Annotated in this window: 17 protein-coding genes; 8 read left to right on the forward strand and 9 right to left on the reverse strand. The window is 62.0% G+C overall.

Annotated features, from left to right (window positions below):
• Positions 1-174: 174 nt before the first annotated feature.
• Positions 175-885: a hypothetical protein gene (locus tag G7048_RS18630; protein ID WP_166069586.1), complete on the reverse strand. Its 711-nt coding sequence runs from the start codon at positions 883-885 to the stop codon at positions 175-177.
• A 171-nt stretch (positions 886-1056) separates the two neighbouring features.
• On the reverse strand, positions 1057-2010 hold the full coding sequence (locus G7048_RS18635) for a LysR family transcriptional regulator (protein ID WP_166069587.1): 954 nt from the start codon (positions 2008-2010) through the stop codon (positions 1057-1059).
• Positions 2011-2133: 123 nt separating this feature from the next.
• Between G7048_RS18635 and G7048_RS18640 the strand changes: the two genes are divergently transcribed.
• The 3 genes from G7048_RS18640 (at position 2134) to G7048_RS18650 (ending at position 4734) form a co-directional block, all read left to right on the forward strand.
• The gene (locus tag G7048_RS18640) at positions 2134-2784 is read left to right on the forward strand and encodes an NAD(P)-dependent oxidoreductase (RefSeq protein WP_166069588.1); all 651 of its coding nucleotides are present in this window, start codon (positions 2134-2136) and stop codon (positions 2782-2784) included.
• A gap of 121 nt (positions 2785-2905) precedes the next feature.
• Positions 2906-3295, forward strand: a complete 390-nt coding sequence (locus G7048_RS18645; RefSeq protein WP_166069589.1) for a VOC family protein — start codon at positions 2906-2908, stop codon at positions 3293-3295.
• Between the two features lie 188 nt (positions 3296-3483).
• The gene (locus G7048_RS18650) at positions 3484-4734 is read left to right on the forward strand and encodes a sugar transporter (RefSeq protein ID WP_205750290.1); all 1251 of its coding nucleotides are present in this window, start codon (positions 3484-3486) and stop codon (positions 4732-4734) included.
• 50 nt (positions 4735-4784) lie between these two features.
• Here the strand turns inward: G7048_RS18650 and G7048_RS18655 are convergent, their stop codons facing one another.
• From G7048_RS18655 to G7048_RS18670, 4 genes are all read right to left on the reverse strand, one after another.
• The gene (locus G7048_RS18655) at positions 4785-6551 is read right to left on the reverse strand and encodes a hypothetical protein (RefSeq protein ID WP_166069590.1); all 1767 of its coding nucleotides are present in this window, start codon (positions 6549-6551) and stop codon (positions 4785-4787) included.
• A gap of 357 nt (positions 6552-6908) precedes the next feature.
• Positions 6909-7892: a tripartite tricarboxylate transporter substrate binding protein BugE gene (locus G7048_RS18660; RefSeq protein ID WP_240933345.1), complete on the reverse strand. Its 984-nt coding sequence runs from the start codon at positions 7890-7892 to the stop codon at positions 6909-6911.
• A gap of 162 nt (positions 7893-8054) precedes the next feature.
• The gene (locus G7048_RS18665) at positions 8055-9311 is read right to left on the reverse strand and encodes a CaiB/BaiF CoA-transferase family protein (protein WP_166069591.1); all 1257 of its coding nucleotides are present in this window, start codon (positions 9309-9311) and stop codon (positions 8055-8057) included.
• Positions 9312-9541: 230 nt separating this feature from the next.
• Positions 9542-10738: an acyl-CoA dehydrogenase gene (locus tag G7048_RS18670; RefSeq protein ID WP_166069592.1), complete on the reverse strand. Its 1197-nt coding sequence runs from the start codon at positions 10736-10738 to the stop codon at positions 9542-9544.
• A gap of 200 nt (positions 10739-10938) precedes the next feature.
• Between G7048_RS18670 and G7048_RS18675 the strand changes: the two genes are divergently transcribed.
• From G7048_RS18675 to G7048_RS18685, 3 genes are all read left to right on the forward strand, one after another.
• A complete protein-coding gene (locus tag G7048_RS18675) occupies positions 10939-11874 on the forward strand; it encodes a LysR family transcriptional regulator (RefSeq protein ID WP_166069593.1) in 936 nt (311 codons plus the stop codon).
• Positions 11875-12053: 179 nt separating this feature from the next.
• Positions 12054-12278, forward strand: a complete 225-nt coding sequence (locus tag G7048_RS18680; protein WP_166069594.1) for a hypothetical protein — start codon at positions 12054-12056, stop codon at positions 12276-12278.
• 163 nt (positions 12279-12441) lie between these two features.
• Positions 12442-13350: a LysR substrate-binding domain-containing protein gene (locus G7048_RS18685; protein ID WP_166069595.1), complete on the forward strand. Its 909-nt coding sequence runs from the start codon at positions 12442-12444 to the stop codon at positions 13348-13350.
• A gap of 21 nt (positions 13351-13371) precedes the next feature.
• Here G7048_RS18685 and G7048_RS18690 read toward each other — a convergent pair whose 3' ends face one another.
• Entirely contained in the window at positions 13372-14646 is a 1275-nt protein-coding gene (locus tag G7048_RS18690) for an FAD-binding oxidoreductase (RefSeq protein ID WP_166069596.1), read from the reverse strand.
• A 258-nt stretch (positions 14647-14904) separates the two neighbouring features.
• Here G7048_RS18690 and G7048_RS18695 point away from each other — a divergent pair, with 258 nt between their 5' ends.
• Positions 14905-15894 (forward strand): tripartite tricarboxylate transporter substrate-binding protein, encoded by a 990-nt coding sequence (locus G7048_RS18695; protein ID WP_166069597.1) that lies wholly within the window; start codon positions 14905-14907, stop codon positions 15892-15894.
• A 39-nt stretch (positions 15895-15933) separates the two neighbouring features.
• On the opposite strand, the gene G7048_RS18700 is transcribed toward G7048_RS18695, so the two are convergent.
• A complete protein-coding gene (locus tag G7048_RS18700; RefSeq protein ID WP_166069598.1) occupies positions 15934-16938 on the reverse strand; it encodes a tripartite tricarboxylate transporter substrate binding protein in 1005 nt (334 codons plus the stop codon).
• 213 nt (positions 16939-17151) lie between these two features.
• Between G7048_RS18700 and G7048_RS18705 the strand changes: the two genes are divergently transcribed.
• Complete coding sequence (locus G7048_RS18705; protein ID WP_166069599.1) at positions 17152-19368, forward strand: rhodanese-like domain-containing protein; 2217 nt, start codon at positions 17152-17154, stop codon at positions 19366-19368.
• Positions 19369-19574: 206 nt separating this feature from the next.
• On the opposite strand, the gene G7048_RS18710 is transcribed toward G7048_RS18705, so the two are convergent.
• On the reverse strand, positions 19575-20312 hold the full coding sequence (locus G7048_RS18710) for a response regulator (protein ID WP_166069600.1): 738 nt from the start codon (positions 20310-20312) through the stop codon (positions 19575-19577).
• Positions 20313-20316: the final 4 nt, after the last annotated feature.

Genomic DNA, 20316 nt, shown 5'->3' on the forward strand with positions numbered 1-20316 from the left:
GCGCGAGTTGATCGACAAGCGGCCAGAAGCAGATCGGGATGGGATTCAAGGCGAAAACCGCAGGGATAGCCGTAGCTATCACGAGGATTTTCAACGCGGAAGACCGCCCGAGGCTGCGCTGGCACGCGTCGATCCGATTCGTGCAGAGGTTCCCTCGCACCATTCTCATCCGAATCAGTTGCCTTGGCTATTGCCTGTACCCCAAGGGTTCTGGTTCTTGCGGTTCTCGGACTCGCGTTGCTGGCGTTGGCGCTCGAAGATCTCGGCGCGGTCGCGGTTGACCTGTGGGTTGGGGTCACGCAGTTGGCGTTGTTCCTGCTGGCGCAGGATGCGTTCGCTGCGGTTGAAGTCGCGTTGCGCTTCGGGATTCTGGTTTTGCGGTTGTGGCACGGGATAAGGACGGTTGTTGTTGCCCCAGTCGCGGCGGGATTCGGCTGCACGGCGCTGTTCGTCCTGACGACGGCGATCAGCCTCTCGCTGGTCTTGCTCGTGGCGGCGGTCGGCTTCACGACGGTCCTGGTCACGGCGGCGATCGGCATCCCGGCGGGCTTGTTCCTGGCGCGCCTGGTCTTGACGGCGATCCTGATCGCGGCGGCGCTCCCAGTCACGGCGGCGCTCGTCATCGCGATAGCGCCAGTCGTTCTGGTTGTTGATGAAGATGGCGCCGCTGATGCCGGGGTTCGTCTGGTAGTAGCCGCCGTCGTAGTAGTAGCCGGGGCCTTGCCATGCGGGGTAGCTGCTGTAGGTCGTGGTGGTGGAATAACCACCGCCGTAGCCACCCTGATAGCCGCCTTGGTAGTAGGGGTCGTCCATGGCGACGCAGCCAGCCATCGTGGCGGCCACTGCGCCAGCGGCGATCATCTTGGTGAGAGTGGTGCTGATCATGTCTGTCTCCCTTGTTTCGATGCTGCTCGGCGGGATGAGCGGAGCAGGAGATGAATGAGGACACTGCACAGGGACGGCAGTGTCGGCGATGCGTGTAAGACGTTCTTGCCGCCATTTTCGTTGACCTGACGGGGTTTCTTTGTCAGGTTTTGCCATTTCTTCATGGTTGCATCAAAACGTACCGTCGCCACGCCCATGAAATACCCCGGGAACGCCTTTCAGATATTGCGCGAGATGCTCCAGCGCCAAACGCACCTTGGCGGGCTGCATGTCGCGTTGCGGAGTCACGGCCCAGATCGGCAGGCTGCCGGAGCGGCCAAATTCCCAGTGCGGACACAGCCGAACCAGCCGCCCGGCAGAAAGCGCTTCCTGCACGTCCATGCTCCCGAGCAGCGCAATCCCGAGTCCCGATTCGCACATCTGCAGCAGGGCGAGTTGGTTGTTGCTGGCAATGCGGGGCTCGATGGGCAGCACATGCTCCTCGAAAGCACCGGATGGGTTTCTGGCCACCGGAACGCGCACCTGCAAGCCCTGAAACTCCAGCGAGGCGGGCAGCCCGAGCCAACTGGCGGTGAGCAGGGCCTGCAGAGTCTCGGGCGTGCCGTGCTTTTCCAGCCACTGCGGCGACGCACAAGGCCACCAGTGCATGGCCCCGAGTCGTCGCGCCACCCATTGCGAGTCGGGCAGATTGCCGTAGCGAATGGCCAGATCGATGCGCGCGGAGGTCAGGTCGATCTGCGCGTCGTCCACCAGCAATTGCAGCCGCAGTTTCGGGTAGCTCGCGAGCAAGGGCCCCAGCGCGGGCGCGATATGGCGAGCGAAGCCGACGGTCGACGAGATGCGCAGCTCGCCGCTGGGCTCCTGCAATTCGGCTTGCAGTTCGGCGCGGGCGTTCGCTGCGGCTTCCACCATGCGTGCGCATTCGGCGTAAAAGCGCTGCCCGGCGTCGGTCAACGTCAATTGGCGCGTGGTGCGGTGCATCAGCGTCACGCCGCCATCGCGCTCCAGTTGCCGCACCTGCTGGCTCACGGCGGAAGGCGTCATTCCCAGCGTGCGCGCGGCAGCGCTCATCGATCCCTGCTGCACCACCGTGGCAAAGATCGCCATGCGTTTGAAGTCGTCCATGGGGTTGATTATGAAGCAGTGCTTCAAAGTATTGGCGAAATTTGCTGGCTTATCGATTCATTCGTAAGAACATACAGTTGATGCATTGATTGAACGAACATCTCCGAACTGAAAGGACAAAACATGAAAGTCGCATTGATTGGAGCCACCGGCTTTGTGGGCGCAGCGCTGTTGGACGAACTGCTGAGCCGTGGCCACGAGGTGACCGCGCTGGCTCGCCACCCCGAAAAACTGACAGAGCGTGATCACCTCAAGGCGGTGAAAGCCGACGTGCTGAAGGCGCAGGATGTGAAGGCTGCCGTGAGCGGTGCCGACGCAGTGGTCAGCGCCTACAACGCTGGCTGGACCAACCCGAACATCTACAACGATTTCATGACCGGCTCGCGTGCCATCGTCGAAGGCACGAAGGCGGCTGGCGTGAAACGCTACCTCGTCGTGGGCGGCGCGGGCAGCCTGTACATCAACGGCCAGCAACTGGTGGATTCGCCCGATTTTCCCGCCGCGATCAAGCCCGGTGCGACCGCTGCACGCGACATGCTGACCAAGCTGCAGAAAGAGTCGTCGCTCGACTGGACGCTGCTCAGCCCGCCAATCGCCATGCATCTGGGCGATCGTGGCGAACGCACCGCGCACTACCGCACCGGCAAGGACGAGCCGCTGATGCAGCCCGATGGTCAACCCGGCACGATTTCGGTGTCCGATCTGGCAGTGGCGCTGGTCGACTCGCTGGAGCAAGGCACGCACAAGCAAGCGCGCTTCACCGTCGCCTATTGAATGGGGAGCGTGGAGCGGGGAGCGTCGAGCCCTGATTCAGTGGACAGCGCCGGGCATCTCTCGCATACTTGAATGACTGAGTTTTTGTACAGCCATTCCTTCATTCAAGAGAGGTGCTTTCATGATCGATCACACCGGAGTCATGGTGTCGGACTTCGCCAAGTCGCGTGCTTTCTACGAACAGGCGCTCGCGCCGTTGGGTTACGCCAAGCTGATGGAGTTGACGGCTGCCGAAACCGGCCACACCGACACGGCCGGTTTTGGCGAGCCGCCCAAGCCTGATTTCTGGATCAGCCGAGGCACGCCGAACCGGCCCATCATCCACGTCGCCTTTCGCGCAAAGACCCGCGCGCAGGTGGATGCTTTCCATGAAGCAGCGTTGGCCGCAGGCGGTCAGGACAACGGCCCGCCGGGTCTGCGCCCGCACTACCATCCCGGCTATTACGGCGCATTCGTGCTGGACCCGGACGGGCACAACATCGAGGCGGTTTGCCACGATCCTCAGGGCTGAAATGGGCGCGTGCAGGGTGTGTGCACAAGGCTTGCCAACCCGCTTTCAAGTCGGCGGTGTGACCCCATAGCGCATCGGGGGCATCGCCTTCCCACTCGGCGAGGGTGGGGGAATCCTCGGACAATTTGGTTGTTGCATTGCAGCACGGGAATCTTTCGTGCTCCAGATGCCTGTCATTGACTCCTTTCATGTCCGTATCCAACTCCATTTCAAAAACCGTTTCTTCTCCGGCTGCGTCCGCTGTCGCCGCCGCTGCTCCTCGTTCTGACCGTCAAGGCTGGCTCAGCGTGATCGCGCTGGCGCTGGGCGCGTTCATCTTCAACACGACGGAGTTCGTGCCCGTCGGCTTGCTCAGCGACATCGGCGGCAGCTTCGACATGCGCACCGAGCAGATCGGCTTGATGCTCACCATCTACGCATGGGTGGTCGCGCTGACTTCCTTGCCCTTGATGCTGGCGACCAGCCAGTTCGAGCGGCGGCGTCTGCTCATGGGCGTGTTTCTGCTGTTCATCGCGAGCCATGCGCTGTCGGCTGTGGCATGGAGCTACACGGCGCTCTTGGTCAGCCGCATCGGCATTGCGCTGGCGCATGCGGTGTTCTGGTCGATCACGGCCGCGTTGGCGGTACGGGTGGCACCTGAAGGCAAACGTGCACAGGCGCTCGGCTTGCTGGCGACGGGAACCACGCTGGCCATGGTGCTCGGCATTCCGCTGGGCCGGATCGTCGGCGAAGCGCTCGGCTGGCGCACGACCTTCGGTGCCATCGGCTTTGTGGCATTTGTCGTGATGCTCACGCTGTGGCGCTTGCTGCCGCAACTGCCCAGCGAAAACGCGGGCTCGGCCAGCAGCATTCCGATGCTGTTCAAGCGACCAGCGCTGGTGGCTACCTACGCTTTGCTGATCGTGATGGTGACTGCGCAGTTCACGGTCTACAGCTACATCGAACCGCTGGTGCAGCAGGTGGCGGGTCTCACCAGTGAAGTGACTACCTGGGTGCTGCTGCTGTACGGCGGCATGGGCGTCGTGGGCAGTATCTGCTTCAGCGCTTTCGGTCTGCGTTGGCCGCGCGCCTTCTTGCTGCTTGCCATCGCCATGGTGACCGCTTGCCTGTGGCTGCTCCTGCCCAGCGCGCAGTCGCATGCTGCGCTGTATGTCGTGTGCTCGGTGTGGGGCATTGCGATGCTGTGCATGGTGCTGCCATTGCAAGCCAAGGTGCTGCGTCTGGCGTCCGACGCCACCGATGTGGGGATGTCGCTGTTCTCGGGCATCTTCAACATCGGCATTGGCGCGGGCGCGCTGCTGGGCAGCCAGGTCGGCACGCACGCGGGGCTTGAACATCTGGGCATCGTGGGCGGATCGCTTGCGGTGATCGGTCTGCTCTGGTGCGTGTTTGCGACGTGGAAGTGGACCGGCACGTTCACGCCAGCACCGCAGAAGTGAAGCTCTGACGCCATCAGACATGCGTCAGTTGCATGTCTGATGGACGATTCTCATGAGCGCGGTTTTCGTCGCCGCAGCCATGGCAGGCCCAGTGCAGCAAGCAGCGCGCTCAACGGCCACGCAACCCAGCCACTCACCATCGGCACGGGTGTGACTGCCTGAGGCACGACGGGCGCGATCACCTTGAAGCTTCCCGTTGCGGACTTGCCGTTCGCCGTGGCCGTCACGTTGTAGCTGCCCGGCGGCAGCGCGTCGGTCGTGACGGTGTAGGTGCCATCGGGTGCAATCGGCACGGTGAACGGGCCATAGCTCTGATTGTTGGTTGGATTGACGATGGTGATGACCACCGTGGTGGCCGAGCCGGGGTTGGTCACGGTGCCGTTGATGATTGGCTTTTCCTCGGGCGTGAGCGTGGGTGGCGGCGTGACGGTGATGCTGGTGACGGGCAGTGCCGTGACCACGAAGTTGCCGGTGGCCTGCACGCCCGCTGCGCCCGGAATCGTCGCCGTGGCCGTGTAGTTGCCAGCGGGCAGCAGTTCGGTGGGCACGCTGTAGCTGCCGTCGGGTTGAATGGTGGCGGCGTATGGGCCGGAGGTCTGCGAGGTGGCGGTGTTGGTCAGCGTGATGTTCACCGTGGTGGCGACGCCGGGGTTCTGCACGGTGCCGGAGATCGTCTGAATGGTTGCGTCATCGATGTTGGGCGGCGGGGTCATCGTGAGTCCGATGACGACGAAGCTGTTCAGCACGGATTGCACGGTGACCGCTTGTCCTTCGGGCGTCGGCGGCGGGACGGTGATCATCGCGATCGTGATGTAGGTGCCGGTCGGCAGACTGGGCGCGTTGAGCGCGGAATATGCGCCAGTGATCGGGTCGATATTGGCCGTGTAGGGGCCGTAGAGCTGCGACGTCACGCTGTTGGCCACATAGACGCTCACGGTGGTGGCAGCGCCCCATTGGGTGACCGTGCCGGTGTACGACATGACGGTGGTCGGCGTGAGAATTCCGGGTGGCACGGCCGGTGGCGTGATGGTGGGTTGTGGCGTGCAATCATTGACGAAGGCATTGCCGATGCGCAGGCCCGTGATGCTGGGGTTGTTGAACTGTGCGTTGTAGCTGGGCGGATTGGTGGGATCGCCGATGTTCAGCACTGCCCAGACGATTTCGTTGAGGCCTGCCTGAAAGTGCGTGTCGGAAGGTGCGAGCGAGGTGTCTGCCAGTCCGGCATAGAGGTCATTGGCGTTGCCGGTGGTGCGCACCCGTTGACCGTTGACGTAGACGCCCTTGACACGGTCGTCGCCGTCCACGTTGCTGAACCACAGCCCGAACTGGCTCGGGTCCGCCATCGGGTCCATCATGAACTGGAAGCGCACGTAGTACATGACGTTGGGGTTCATGTTGGGTTTGAAGTTGCCGTCGAGCCCGACCATGTAGTCGGCGTTCAGTCCATTCGTCGCGAAGTTGCCCAATGGAATCCAGCCACTGGCCAGACTGGGAATGGTGGGCGGTGCGTTGTAGCCGTTGGGGCTGGCAGGTGAGAGCACGCCGGTCGTGCCATCGGCCGGTTTGGCCAGTATCTCGGTGCCGATTTCCCAGCGGCGCTGGTTGTCGTTGACATAGGTGTAGCCGTTTTCCACGCGACCGGCGGCGTAGGTATTGAGCGTTTCCCGGAGCTGGCTTGGGTAAATGACCGATGGCGTCGTGCTTTGACCATTGCAGGTCAATATGGGCGGGGGCAGCAATTGGGCATGGCTGGACATGCTGGAGAAAATGCCCAGTGCAGCCATCAGGCAGCCAATAAGGATTCGACGAAGCATCATGAAAATCACCGCATGAGTGAATAAGGGTTCGGTTACCTCCCTCCGAACTGATGGCGGTGAGAATCCTCACGGCTCAGGCCTCCATTGCCGCTTTTGTGCATTTGCGGTGTCAATGGATGGGAATTTTATGGAGCCGATGTGAGAAATTGATACGAATCAAGAAAGATCATGAGCGCGATTTGGCGATTGCTGTGGGTGGCTATTGCTGGGCGCTGGTTGTTGGTTTTGGCGGTTATCGGGTTTTGATATTTGATTGATTAATCGCTTGGGTTTTTTCGATAAACAAAAAGCCCCTGCGCGATTTTTCTTCGCGCAGGGGCTTGGTGCTTTGAAAAACAGCTTGGCTTTTCTCGTCGCTTATTGCGAATCCATCGTCAGCTTCTGCTTGACCACCACGTCCTTGTAGACCGTGTATTCCTCTTTCATCTGCTTGGCGAATTCTTCGGGGGTGCCGGCCATGACGATGGAGCCGGTTTCCTCGATCTTCTTGCGGATGGCGGGGTCTTGCATGACCTTGCGGGTGGCGGCGTTGATCTTGTCGACGATGGGGCGCGGCAGGTTCTTGGGGCCGACGATGCCGTAGTAGGCCATGCGGTTCACGGGCTCCAGACCCAGTTCCTTGAACGTGGGCACGTCGGGCATGGCGGGCACGCGCTGCGGAGCCGCCACGACGATGGCCGTGAGGCGCTTTTCCTTGATGAACGGGAATGCCGAGGGCAGGTTGTCGAAGATCACCGGCACTTGTCCGGCGACGGCGTCATTGAGCGCCGGGCCGCTGCCGCGGTAGGGCACGTGCACGATGTCCAGGCCCGTGGAGAGCTTGTACATCTCCATCATCAAATGCGTGATGCTGCCGTTGCCGGGCGATGCGTAGGAGAACTTGCCGGGGTTCTTCTTCACGGCTTCGACAAAGCCCTTGTAGTCGGTGAACGGCTGCTTGGGGTTGGCCGCGATCACGTTGGGCGTGGCGGCGATGTTGATGATGGGCGTGAAGTCGGTGGCGACGTTGTACGGGATCTTAGGGTTGATCGCCGGGTTGGTGGCCGTGGTGGACACGGTGGCGATGCCGAGGCTGTAGCCGTCGGCCACGGCGCGTGCGGTTTCTGCCGCGCCGATGCTGCCGCCGCCGCCGCCCTTGTTGTCCACGACAACGGGCTGGCCCAGCTCGCGGCTCAGGGGCTCGGCCACGATGCGGGCGATCAGGTCGGTGGTGCCGCCTGCCGCAAACGGCACGAGCAGCTTGATGGGCTTGCTGGGGTAGCGGTCTTCGGCATGGGCTGCCGTGCCGGCGAGTGCGGCCAGAACTCCGAGCGCGAGTGCGCTGCGACGAACAATCATCATCATGAGTTTGTCTCCATTGTGTGGATGGGTTGGTGCCGGGCGGCTTGATGGCGTCCGCCCGGCGCTTGGGTTGCGCAGTGAAGCACTGCAGTGCGACCGGTTTTTATCTGGTGTGTGGGCGCACTGGGTTACGCTGAATCAAATCGCTGAATCGTTGTACTCTCAAATACTTTTGTTGGCGCGCAGCTTGGCGATGGCGGCATCGTCCAGGCCCAATTCGTGCAGAACTTCGTCGGTGTGCTGGCCAAGCGCTGGCGCTGCATTGCGGTAGCTGATCGGCGTGCCCGACATGCGGATCGGATTGGCCACGCCCGGCACCTTGCTGACGTGATCGGGTGCGGCCGCAGCATCGGCGTCGTTGCCCCAGCGTGGCAGGTCCACGCGCAGACCGCGTGCCTTGACTTGCGGGTCTTCAAACGCCTCGGCCAGCGTGTTGATCGGGCCGCAGGGAACGGCCTTGTCTTCAAACAGCGTGACCCAGTCGCTGGTATTGCGCGTCTTCATCACGGGCTTCATCAGATCGAGCAGCGCGGTGCGGTGCTTCACGCGATTCGAGTTGGTCGCAAAGCGTTCGTCAGCCGACCATTCCGGATGGCCGACCGTGGCGCAGAAACGCGCGAACTGCCCGTCGTTGCCGATGGCGAGCAGCACGTTGCCGTCCGCCGATGGGAAGTCCTGATACGGCGCGAGGCTGGGGTGCAGATTGCCCGCGCGGCTCGGTGCCTTGCCGGTGGCGAGGTAGCCCGACGCCTGATTGCACTGGATCGCCATCGCCACGTCGAGCAGCGCCATGTCGATGTGCTGACCTTCGCCGGTGGCATTGCGTGCATGTAGCGCAGCCTGCACGGCGTTGGCCGCATAGAGGCCGGTGAACACGTCGATCACCGCAACGCCCACTTTCAGCGGACCGCCGCCGGGCTCACCATCGGCATGGCCGGTGATGCTCATGAGGCCGCTCATCGCTTGCACCATCAGGTCGTAACCTGCGCGCTCGGCATAGGGGCCGGTCTGGCCGAAACCGGTGACCGAGCAGTAGATCAGGCGTGGATTGACGGCCTTGAGGCTGTCGTAATCGAGGCCGTATTGCTTGAGACCGCCGACCTTGAAGTTCTCGACCAGCACGTCGGCTTCGGCTGCCATCTTGCGGATCAGCGCTTGGCCATCGGGCGTTGCCATGTCGATGGTGATGGAGCGCTTGTTGCGGTTGCAGGAGGTGTAGTAGCTGGCTTGTTGCGTGGCGTTTCCGTCGTCGTCGCGCAGGAAGGGAGGGCCCCAGTGGCGGGTGTCGTCGCCTGCTTCGGGGCGTTCGACCTTGACGACGTCGGCTCCCAAGTCAGCCAGCATCTGAGTACACCAAGGACCCGCCAGAACGCGAGACAGATCGAGAACCTTGATTCCGGAAAGAGCGCTGCGGGTCATATATTTTTGTTTATACGAAGCCTTGGCGGCTTCGATTGGTGGGTCGTTTTGAGGCGCCAATACAGCCCCTCATGCGTCGTTGCGAAGCCTGGCCGTATGAACATACTGTCTGCGGCTTCGCGTCGCGCCTGAGGGGCTGTCTTGGCGTTGTGGTGGTTGATCGTGACGCGGCTTTCGCTGCGTTGATCGCTGGCGCTTCGCGCGGGGAGCGCCAGTTTTTGCTTGCTTGTTTAGTTTGCGAAGGCTGCCAGGCCGGTCTGTGCGCGGCCGAGGATCAGGGCGTGGACGTCGTGCGTGCCTTCGTAGGTGTTCACCACTTCCAGATTCACCAGGTGGCGGGCCACGCCGAATTCGTCGCTGATGCCGTTGCCGCCCATCATGTCGCGGGCCAGACGTGCGATGTCGAGGGCTTTGCCGCAGTTGTTGCGCTTGATGAGCGAGGTGCCTTCGACCGATGCGATGCCTTCATCCTTCATGCGGCCGAAGCGCAGGGCGGCTTGCAGGCCGAGGGCGATTTCGGTCTGCATGTCGGCCAGCTTTTTCTGGATGAGCTGGTTGGCGGCGAGTGGGCGGCCGAACTGCTTGCGGTCCATGGTGTACTGGCGGGCGGTGTGCCAGCAGAATTCTGCGGCACCCATCGCACCCCAGGCGATGCCGTAACGGGCGCTGTTCAGGCAGGTGAACGGGCCTTTCAGACCTTGCACTTCGGGGAAGGCGTTTTCTTCGGGAACGAACACGTCGTCCATCACGATTTCGCCGGTGATCGAGGCGCGCAGGCCGACTTTGCCGTGGATGGCCGGAGCGGTCAGGCCCTTCATGCCCTTGTCCAGAATGAAGCCGCGAATCGGGCCGACAGCGCCGCCTTCGCTCACTTCCTTGGCCCAGACGACGAACACGTCGGCGATGGGGCTGTTGGTGATCCACATCTTGTTGCCCTTGAGCTTGTAGCCGCCGTCGACCTTGTAGGCGCGAGTGGACATGCTGCCGGGGTCGGAGCCGTGGTCGGGTTCGGTCAGGCCGAAGCAGCCGATGAATTCACCGCTGGCCAGCTTGGGCAGGTACTTCTGCTTTTGCGCTTCGGTGCCGAATTCGTAGATCGGCACCATCACCAGCGAGCTTTGCACGCTGGCCATCGAACGGTAGCCGGAATCGACACGTTCGACTTCGCGGGCGATCAGGCCGTAGGCCACGTAGTTCAGACCGGGGCCGCCGTATTGTTCTGGGATGGTGGGGCCGAGCAAGCCGAGTTCGCCCATCTCGCGGAAGATGGCCACGTCGGTCTTTTCATGGCGGAACTGCTCCAGCACGCGCGGAGCCAGCTTGTCCTGGCAGTAGGCGGCGGCCGCATCGCGGATCGCGCGCTCGTCGTCGGTGAGTTGCTGTTCGATCAGGAAAGGATCGTCCCATTGAAAACGTGCGTTGGCCATGTGCTGTCTCCTGTGTGTGAAGGTGGTGGGTTGGAGGGGAAATCGAAAGTTTGACTGATTGAATCTGCTCCGAACCATGAATGCCTGCATTGCATGGCTCGAAGAATGATTGCATGTTATGCCGCTACATGCCATCAACGCAAACGAGTAGTTTTCATCCAGAAATGCGGATTGCTCATACTTGAATAGAATCCCGCCACATGCGCAGACATATTCCATCCACTCAGGCGCTGGCCTGTTTCGAGGCCGCCGCCCGGCATGAGAGCTACACGCGCGCGGCGCAGGAACTGGCGCTCACGCAAAGCGCGGTGTCGCGACAGATCCTTGCATTGGAGGATCAGTTGCGGGTGCAGCTCTTTCGCAGAACGCGCCACGGCGTGACGCTGACGGAGGCGGGGCGGCACTACAGCAAGCAGGTCGCCCGCTGGCTGCAGGGGCTGGAGCGCGACACGCTGGACGTGATGGCGCATCAGGGCCATGGCGGATCGCTGTCGCTCGCGGCTGTGCCGACCTTCGCCACGCGCTGGCTGATTCCGCGTCTGCCGCTGCTCGCCAAGGAGCATCCCGACATCGTCGTGCACATCGAAACCCGCACGCGGCCGTTTCTGTTTTCGGACACGGGCTTTGATGCGGCGCTCTACGCGGGCACGCCCGATCAGGTCGCCAACTGGCCCGGCGTGCAGGTGCAGATGCTCATGCAGGAAGACGTGGTACCCGTCTGCAGCCCGGGCTTGCTGGAGCAAGCTGCGCCGCGCGGAAGAGGGCGCGCGCACCAACCTGTCACGCCCAAGGTGCTTGCACAAATGCCATTGCTGCAGCAAAGCACGCGGCCCTACGCCTGGCAGCAGTGGTTTCATGCCTTGGAGGTGGATGCGCCGCGCGCGCTCGACGGACCACGTTATGAGCTTTTCTCAATGATCGCCGTGGCCGCGACCATGGGTCTCGGCGTGGCGCTGATGCCGCCCATGCTCATCGAGGCCGAAATGGAGCGCGGCGATCTCGTCATCGCTTGCCCGCGTCCACAGCGCGGCGAGCGCGCCTACTATCTGGTGACACCCGCACAGCCCGCCGCCCCCGTGCTGACCGCCTTCAGCAACTGGCTGGGTCGCGTGGCCGGAGATCAGGACTTACCCTGATGGTCGTCTCAGGGCCAAGGAATAAGCTGATCGCTGACGGCTGGATTGGAAGCTGACAGCCGCCCTTTGTTCAGGTCCCTTTCAGGATTTGTAGGAAAACTTCCATTGTTGTGTGCTTGCCGGAACCGCTCCTGATCGCTCCGGTCGAATCAGCACTCACAACACAAAGGAGTACTGCCATGGCATCGGACGCTGTCTATCACGCAAGCATTTTTGAACCCACCGTGGACGAGCTCACCATGCTCAAGCGCCTCGAAATGGGCGAGCTGGTCAGCCTCACGGACGCCATCAAGAGACACCTTTCGGGCCGCTTGCTGGAATGGGGCATGGTCGGCAAAACCTACGAAGGCAATTTCATGATCACCGATCTGGGAAGACAGCAGGTGCGGCGCAGCGCGCCATGAGGCTTTCCCTGATGCGTTAAGCAGCGGCAAGTGCTGCCGTCGCCTGAATATGGAGCGAAAATTGCTGGCGTAGCAAGCGCCTGTCATTTTTCGCCCCGCCCAGGCCCACTCATGCATCACCACGGTGCCTTGTTCGTCATGTGCGGGACGAATCTCTCATGCCATGGCACGACAACTAGGCTTTCGCCACATCGAAACCATCCACGCCATCGTTCTGACCGGCTCGGTGACGGGCGCGGCAACGCGTCTGCATGTCACGCAGCCTGCGATCAGCAACGTCTTGCGCGATGCCGAGGAACGGCTCGGATTGGCCCTGTTCGAGCGCAGGGGCGGACGGCTTATTCCCACTGCGCATGCGGAAGCGCTGTTTTCGGAAATCGAGCGCTCGTTCGTGGGATTGGAATCCATCAACTCATTTGCCGCGCGGCTGAACGATGATCAGCATCGTGCATTGTCGGTAGCGTGCACGCCTGCATTCGGTGCGTCGATTCTTCCGCAGATCACTGCCGAGTATTCCAAGCGTTCGCAGAAGACGATGCTCTTCGTGCACTCGCGCGTGGCGCACCATGTGGCGGCACAGGTCAGCTCGGGTAAATGCGATCTGGGCTTTGGCCTGGAAGTGCCGCCCGTACCCGGCGTGGAATGCGAAGTGATCGGTGAGCTGCCCATCATGTGCTATCTGCCGCGTGGACATAAGCTTGCGAGCGAAAAGCGTATTCATCCCGAGCAATTGCTGGATGAACCCATGATTTCGCTGAGCAGCGTGGAGGGCGTCGATGTGCTCGCCACGGCCGCTTTTCGCGGTTGCGAGCGCATGCCCGAATCGGTGATCGAATGCCCTGCGGCGATTCTGGCTTGCTCGATGGTGGCTGCGGGACTTGGCTTTGTGCTCTTCGATGCGTTGCCTTCGCTGATCTACGATCCTGCGCGCCTGGTGGTGCGGCCATTCGATACGGAGAGCCGACTCAGATATTGCGCTTATCGGCTCAAGAGCAAGGCTGCGAATCCTGAGTTGGAGCACTTGATCGAACTGGCGCGCACGGCTATGGAAAAAGTAGCCGCCATGCGTTGAGCGCGACGCGTCGTTTTTTGCTTAGCCAAATCTCTGCAGGCTGTACGAATCTGCACGCAAGTCGCAACCTTTGCCGGTGACGAGTTGCGCAATCAATTCCCCTGTCATTGGCGCGCCGGTCATCCCGGTATGCCCGTGACCGCAGGCCAGATAGAGGCCGGGAAGATGCGCCATCTCGTCGATGATCGGCACGCTGTCGGGAGTGGAGGGACGCAGCCCGAACCAACTGCTTGCCCCTTCGGTGTGGATGCCCGGAAACAGATCCCGTGCGGTGTTCAGTATCGACTCCACACGGCGTGATTGCGGGGCATGCCGCAGTCCCGCGATCTCCACCGTGCCTGCAAAACGCAAGCCGTTTTGCATAGGAGTGACGGCCACGGCCTTGTCCTTGTAGATGAAGGGTTGTGCAACGGTGACGCCGGGGTTGGGCAGTTCGACGTGATAACCGCGCTCGAACTCGAGTGGAATGTGCACGCCGAGTGGCTTGACCAACTCTGCCGTGTACGCGCCAGCCGCCACCACGACTTTGGGCGTTGTTACATCGCCCACGCTGGTCCACAAGCGGTATCCCTGTGCCAGGCGCTCGATTTTCTGAACGCTGCGGGCTTGCAGTTCCCCGCCTTCTTCCATGAAGCGCGCAAGCAGAGCGTGCGTCAACGCCTGCGGGCTGACGGTATTGGCATGCTCGGTGAAGCAAATGCCTGCGCGGACATGGCTTGCAATGTCCGGCATGCGGGCTCGCAACTGCTGCTGATCGAGCGGCTCTGTCGGTACCTGGTGCTGACGCCGCAGATCGGCCACCAGTTGATCCGCGCGGCTCGGCTTGCTGGCTTGCGACCAGATATGCAACTGACCTTGCTGCTTGATCAACGCATGGAATCGCTCGTCACCCAGCAGCTCGCGGTAGCGTTGCAGCGCGGGAGAATGCAGGGCATGAAGCGCCGCACTGGCGCGGGTGACATTGGCTGTGGACGAGGAACGCAGCCATTTCACGACCCACGGAAGCGCCTTGAGCGCATAGGCCGGGCGCAGCGCGAGCGGACCCTCCGGATCGAGCAGCCAGCGTGGCACTTGCCAGACCATGCCGGGCAACGAGATCGGAATGCAACTGCCCGTGCTGATCAACCCGGCATTGCCGAACGATGCGCCACTGCCCGCGCCAGTCGCGTCCAGCAGCGCCACTTTGAGACCCGCGCGCTGCAGCGACAACGCTGTGCAAAGGCCGACAATGCCCGCGCCGATCACGGTGATGTCTGCGGAAGTGGGGGATTCGATGAACGATGAAGAACGAGGCATGGGCAAAAGTGGGGAGCGGTATGCACCCATCTTGCCCAGTGATTTCAGTCTGCGCCAATTCGATTTGCTGATAGGCTATTTCCAAACATGATTCGACATTCCCCAGGCCTTTGCAGATGATCGACTTGCAGTTTTCCAAAGTGCCATCCGTGCAGTAGTGCGGTGTGTAGTGACAGGCCAATCCTTTTGTTTTTCATTTGAATGTCCGGGCGTTCGCTGCCCGCACCGGACGCAGCACAGCAAGTCCTGGAGTCATCAATGTCCCATCCGTCATTTCACTTGAATCGCCGCAAGGCCATTGCCCTGAGCGCCGCGGCCTTGGCGGCAGCGCAGGCACCGTTGGCGCTGGCGTCGAATGTTCCCGCGCGATTCATCGTTCCGTTTCCGGCAGGTGGCGCGGCCGATGTCATGGCCCGCGTGATCGTCGATGCGCTCAAGGACGAATTCACCCAGCCGGTGATCGTGGACAACCGCCCCGGTGCCAGCACGCGTGTGGCCGCCGAAACCTTGAAGAACGCCGCACCTGACGGCAACACGGTGCTGATGACTTTGATGGACACCATGGTCATCGCACCACTGGTCTACAACAACCTGCGCTACAACCCCGAGAAGGATTTCACGCCCATCACCTCGGTGGCCGAGCTTACCTACGGCATCGCGGTCAACGCCAGCTCGCCATACAAAACGCTGGCCGATTACGTGAAGGCAGCCAAGGCTGATCGCCAGGTGGCGGCGCTGGGTGTATCGGGCCTCGGATCGGTGCTGCACTTTGTCGCCTACGACTTCACCCGCCAATCCGGCGCGGACATGTCGATCATTCCATTCCAGGGCGGCCCGGTGATGGTCACCAATCTGATGGGCAACCAGATCGGCTCGGCGGTCGATGGCATTGGCGTCTTCCTCGAACACCATCGCAACAAGAAACTGCGCATTCTGGCGGTGTCGAGCAAACAGCGCGTAAGCCAGTTGCCCGATGTGCCGACCTTCACGGAGAGCGGCTATCCATCGCTTGTGGTCGAATCCGGTTACTCGCTCTACGCACCTGCGAACACAGCTGCAAACCACATCAACCGTTGGAATGCAGCCATCCGCAAGGTGCTCGCACGCCCTGAAGTGCGCCAGAAAATCGAGACCATCGGCTACGTGCCGCTCGCTGGCACGACGCCTGAAGAAGTGATGCAATTGCGCCAACGCTTGAGCGCGCACTGGACGCCTATCGTGAAGGCGACGGGGTACAAGAGCGATTGAATGAACGATGGAGCAACAAGGCAAGCGGTATGGGCCCGTTTACCTCAGGCGCAGCCCGGCTGCCCGAATCGCACTCGCATACTTCGGCCGTTCGGTGCGCAGGCTTTCCGCAAGCGCGTCCGAACTGCCTGCATCGACCTTGTAGCCCAGTCCTTCCAATTGCACACGCACGTCTTCGGACTGCAGAACGCGCTGCATGTCGCGGTTGATCTTGTGGACGATGGTGGACGGTGTTCCGGCCGGTGCGAAGTAGCCTTGCCAACTTTCGACTGCGTAGTTGGCGGGGCCGCCGGCTTCCGCCATGGTGGGGACTTGCGGCAGGCTGGGAGAGCGGTACGACGTCGTCACGGCGAGCGCTTTCAGCTTGCCTGCGCGCACGTACTCGGTGACGGCAGCCAGCGTGATCAGCGTGGCGTCCGTGTGACCAGCGAGCACGTCCAACGCGGCAGGTGCGCCACCGGGATAGGGGATGTAGTTCACCTTCGCACCGGTTGCCTGCGTGAGGATTTCATGGGCTACGTGGGCAATGCCGCCATTGGTTGGCAAGCCAAGGCTGATGCTTTCGGGCTTGGCGTTGGCTCGCGCAAGATAGTCCTTGAAATCGCGAATTCCAGTGGCTGGATTCACCACCAGAATCTGCGGATTCACGACGGCCTTGATGATGGGCGTGAAGGCTTTTTGCGAGTCGAACGGCAGTTGCGGCTGCAGCAGCGCGTTCAGCGTCAGACTCTCGCCTTGCTGAAGCAGCGTGTAGCCATCCGCCTGCGCCTTGGCCACCTTGGCCGCACCGATCACACCGCTTGCGCCCGCCACGTTTTCCACGATCACGGATTGCTTCCACAACTCACCGAGCTTCTCGGCCAGGATGCGCGTGAGCTTGTCCGCGCTGCCACCTGCAGAGACCGGAACAATGATGTGCACCGGCTTGCGCGGAAACTCGCTGGGATCGTTGGACGTGGCGTGGGCAGCAGTCCACGAGGTGAGCGTTGCGGAGGTCGCCAGCAGTGCGGCGAGCGAGCGAATCCAAATGCGTTTGGTGGGCATGGTGGTACGCGTTGACGGCGAATCTGAAAGACTCGAAATCTACGCAGTGGCCGCTGTGGAGAGAACGAAGGTTTGCGGATATGGATAGTTGGTTTTCTGGTATCCGAAGCGACGCATTCGCGCATATGAATAGCTGAAATTCTTCCTTGGTGAAGCCGTGTCGATGTTCTAACTTTCAAGGCATCGCAGAACTTCACTCCGTCCGAGAATTTCATGACAACGACCCATCTCTCCATCGATTTCAGTGGCGCGGACATCGCCAGCCGCCGAGCCAATGCCGTCGCAAGTTTCATTGCTGTGGCGCGCAGGTTGGTGCCTGATCCGGAAAACGCGCAGAAGGCGGCGCTGCAATCGGTGGCACGAGCGCTGGAGGCCTTGGCTGCACAGACGGATCTTTTTCCGATCGAGCAATTCCCTGTGTCTGCAGAAACCCCGGCTGCGGTGTTTCGGCTGAGCGAGGATGTCGATGGCCGCTATGCGCTGTATGCGACCGTGGGGTTGCCGGGCAAGGCGCAGCCTCCGCACGATCACACGACCTGGGCCATCATTGCCGGGTCTTCGGGTGTGGAGCGCAATGTGTTTTTCAGGCGTGAGAAAACCAAGGATCCGGAGCGCGACATTCTGACGAGTACTTCGACGGTGGATGTGGGTTTGGGCAATTCGGTATTGCTCGGTCCGGAGGATGTGCACACGATCGAACTCATCGGCGAGGCCACGGGCATTCATCTGCATTTCTACGGTCGTGGTCTGGATCGACTGCCTGAGCGCGTGGTGTTTGAAAACACGGCAGGCGGCAAGTTCCGTACGTTCGCGCCCCCGAAGCTGATTCGCCATGCGACGGTCAGCGCCGAGCAACTGAAGCAGGCCATTGCAGCGGGTGACGAGATCGCGGTGCTGGATGTGCGCGAGGCGGGCGTGTTCGCGCGTCGGCATATTCTGTTTGCGGCACCGACGCCGCTGTGGCGCTTGGAAGTGCAGATCGACCGCTTGGTGCCGCGTCGCAATACGCGCATCGTTCTGGTGGATGCGGACGAGTCGCTGGTGCATGCGGCTGCGCACAAGTTGATTCGTCTGGGCTACACCAATGTGTCGGTGCTGGCGGGTGGAACGAATGGATGGGAAGCCGCTGGCTTCGAAATATTTCGCGGAACGAATGTGCCTACCAAAGCGTTTGGCGAAGTCATCGAGCATGAGAAGGACACGCCCTGGATCACGTCCGAAGAGCTGGATGAACGCGTGAAGAAGGGCGACAACATCGTGGTGGTCGACAGCCGAACGACCGAGGAGTTCACTGCCTTCACGCTGCCGTTCTCGTACAGCTTGCCGGGTGCGGAGCTGGTGTATCGCATCGGCGAGATCGCGCCTGATCCGCAGACGCTTGTGGTGGTGAACTGCGCGGGGCGCACGCGCAGCATTGTGGGTGCGCAGACTTTGATCGACGCGGGCATACCCAATCGCGTGGTGTCGCTTCGCAATGGCACGATGGACTGGTTGCTGACGGGCCGCGAGTTGGCGTATGGGCGCAAGCCGCAGTTGCCCGAGCCGAGTGCCGAGCAAGCGGCGATTGCGCGTGTGCGGGCCGCGCAGGTGGCGCAGCGTGCGGGCGTCAGGCGCATTGACGAAGCAGAGCTGGCGCGTTTTCAGGACGAGGACAAGGAACGCACGCTGTATCTGTTCGACGTACGCACGCGTGCCGAGTACCAGGTGGGCCATCTCGACGGCTGGCGTTGGGCTTCGGGTGGACAACTGGTGCAGGCCACCGACGAATATGCGGCCACACGCGGTGCGCGCATTGTGTTGGCGGATTGGGATGGTGTGCGTGCGTTGACCACCGCTGCCTGGCTTGCGCAGTTGGGCGGTTGGGAGGTGTACGTGTATGCCCCGCCGCAGCGCGCACCGCGTGTGACGGGTGCAGAGCCGGTGCGCGTGTTGTCGCTGCATGCAGTGCGGCATCAGGTCTCGCCAGCGCAGGCCAACGCGTTGCTTTCAGCGGGAGCTGCGACCCACGTGTTTGATGTGGACAGCCGCACGGCATACGTGCGTCAGCATGTTGCGGGAGCCGCGTTTGTTGCGCCGGATCGCTTGCGTGAGTTTGTCGAGCCTTTGCCTGAGCAGCAGACGGTCATTCTTTTGACATCGCCGGATGGCGTGCTCGCGCAGACTGTTGCCGAGGAACTGCGCGCGCAGACCGGGCGTGATGTGCGCTCGATTGCGGGCGGTACGGCGGCCTGGGTCGCTGCGGGTTTGCCGGTGGGAAACGCGGCTGATGCGCAGGTGCTGACCGAGGACGATGATCAGGCCTACAGCCCGTATGCGTTCAGCGATCTGACAAAGCGCGATGCCGGGTTTGTGGACTATCTCGATTGGGAACTGGGTTTGGTGGGGCAACTGCAGAAGGAAGGGCACACAGGGATTGGACTGATCTCCTGAACCGGGCGTGCGCCTCGGTCCCTTTGCCCCGCCTCGGCGGGGCTTTTTTGTATGCGTTCCCACTGTCTGCGAAGGGGGGTGAGGACTTGCCTGTTTGCAGTTCCTGACCTTGCATTCCAAGCACTGCGCTCAGGCCGCCGGGGTGCGGCCGAGTGGAGGCGCGAATGCCGGCGAGCGTTCTGAGCGGTGAAGTCAGTGGGTTGCGGTCAAAGCGATTCCCAGGTGGACACGCGTGCCTGTCCGCTTGCGTCCGGCGGCTCGAAAGCGAAGCCCACGCCGTACACCGAACGGATCCAGTCGTGGCCGCTGCGGTCGGCGCTGCGCAGCTTCTTGCGCAGGTTCTTGATGTGGCTGTCGACCGAGCGCTCGTTCAGATCCTGCGTGTCTTCGTCGTACGAAAACTCCAGCATCTGCGCGCGCGAGAGGATGCGGTCACGGTTCTGGATCAGCGTCTGCAGCAGGCGGTATTCGCGGTGCGTGAGCGGCACGGGCTTGCCGTACAGCGTGACCTGCGAGAGGTTGTCGTCGAGCTGCAGTGCGCCGGTATCGGCCGATGCGCTGCCCGCCGTGGGTTTGCGGCGGCGCAGCACGGTCTTGACGCGGGCGACCACTTCACGCGGCGAGAAGGGCTTGCAGATGTAGTCGTCCGCGCCGAGTTCGAGGCCGATGAGCCGGTCCACTTCTTCCACGCGGGCGGTCAGCAGAATGATCGGCGCGTCGCTGGAGCGGCGGGTCTGGCGCAGCACTTCGAGGCCGTCCATGCCGGGCAGCATCACGTCGAGCACGGTGAGGTCGGGCGGGTTGGGGCCGAGCAGTCGCTCCACTGCCGCGTTGCCGTTGTCGACATGCTCGGCGTCGAAGCCCGCGTGGCGCAGGTAGTCGAGCACGACGTTGGCGATGTCCAGTTCGTCTTCGACGATGAGAATTCTGAGGTTGTTGTTCATGATT

The sequence above is a fragment of the Diaphorobacter sp. HDW4B genome (genome assembly GCF_011305535.1).
Classification (GTDB): Bacteria; Pseudomonadota; Gammaproteobacteria; order Burkholderiales; family Burkholderiaceae_C; genus Diaphorobacter_A.

What these genes read in the sequence shown, in the direction of transcription:
- G7048_RS18630 (WP_166069586.1), bottom strand. Translation starts at nt 885, where the DNA reads ATGATCAGCACCACTCTCACCAAGATGATCGCCGCTGGCGCAGTGGCC.
- G7048_RS18635 (WP_166069587.1), bottom strand. Translation starts at nt 2,010, where the DNA reads ATGGACGACTTCAAACGCATGGCGATCTTTGCCACGGTGGTGCAGCAG.
- G7048_RS18640 (WP_166069588.1), top strand. Translation starts at nt 2,134, where the DNA reads ATGAAAGTCGCATTGATTGGAGCCACCGGCTTTGTGGGCGCAGCGCTG.
- G7048_RS18645 (WP_166069589.1), top strand. Translation starts at nt 2,906, where the DNA reads ATGATCGATCACACCGGAGTCATGGTGTCGGACTTCGCCAAGTCGCGT.
- G7048_RS18650 (WP_205750290.1), top strand. Translation starts at nt 3,484, where the DNA reads ATGTCCGTATCCAACTCCATTTCAAAAACCGTTTCTTCTCCGGCTGCG.
- G7048_RS18655 (WP_166069590.1), bottom strand. Translation starts at nt 6,551, where the DNA reads ATGATGCTTCGTCGAATCCTTATTGGCTGCCTGATGGCTGCACTGGGC.
- G7048_RS18660 (WP_240933345.1), bottom strand. Translation starts at nt 7,892, where the DNA reads ATGATGATTGTTCGTCGCAGCGCACTCGCGCTCGGAGTTCTGGCCGCA.
- G7048_RS18665 (WP_166069591.1), bottom strand. Translation starts at nt 9,311, where the DNA reads ATGACCCGCAGCGCTCTTTCCGGAATCAAGGTTCTCGATCTGTCTCGC.
- G7048_RS18670 (WP_166069592.1), bottom strand. Translation starts at nt 10,738, where the DNA reads ATGGCCAACGCACGTTTTCAATGGGACGATCCTTTCCTGATCGAACAG.
- G7048_RS18675 (WP_166069593.1), top strand. Translation starts at nt 10,939, where the DNA reads ATGCGCAGACATATTCCATCCACTCAGGCGCTGGCCTGTTTCGAGGCC.
- G7048_RS18680 (WP_166069594.1), top strand. Translation starts at nt 12,054, where the DNA reads ATGGCATCGGACGCTGTCTATCACGCAAGCATTTTTGAACCCACCGTG.
- G7048_RS18685 (WP_166069595.1), top strand. Translation starts at nt 12,442, where the DNA reads ATGGCACGACAACTAGGCTTTCGCCACATCGAAACCATCCACGCCATC.
- G7048_RS18690 (WP_166069596.1), bottom strand. Translation starts at nt 14,646, where the DNA reads ATGCCTCGTTCTTCATCGTTCATCGAATCCCCCACTTCCGCAGACATC.
- G7048_RS18695 (WP_166069597.1), top strand. Translation starts at nt 14,905, where the DNA reads ATGTCCCATCCGTCATTTCACTTGAATCGCCGCAAGGCCATTGCCCTG.
- G7048_RS18700 (WP_166069598.1), bottom strand. Translation starts at nt 16,938, where the DNA reads ATGCCCACCAAACGCATTTGGATTCGCTCGCTCGCCGCACTGCTGGCG.
- G7048_RS18705 (WP_166069599.1), top strand. Translation starts at nt 17,152, where the DNA reads ATGACAACGACCCATCTCTCCATCGATTTCAGTGGCGCGGACATCGCC.
- G7048_RS18710 (WP_166069600.1), bottom strand. Translation starts at nt 20,312, where the DNA reads ATGAACAACAACCTCAGAATTCTCATCGTCGAAGACGAACTGGACATC.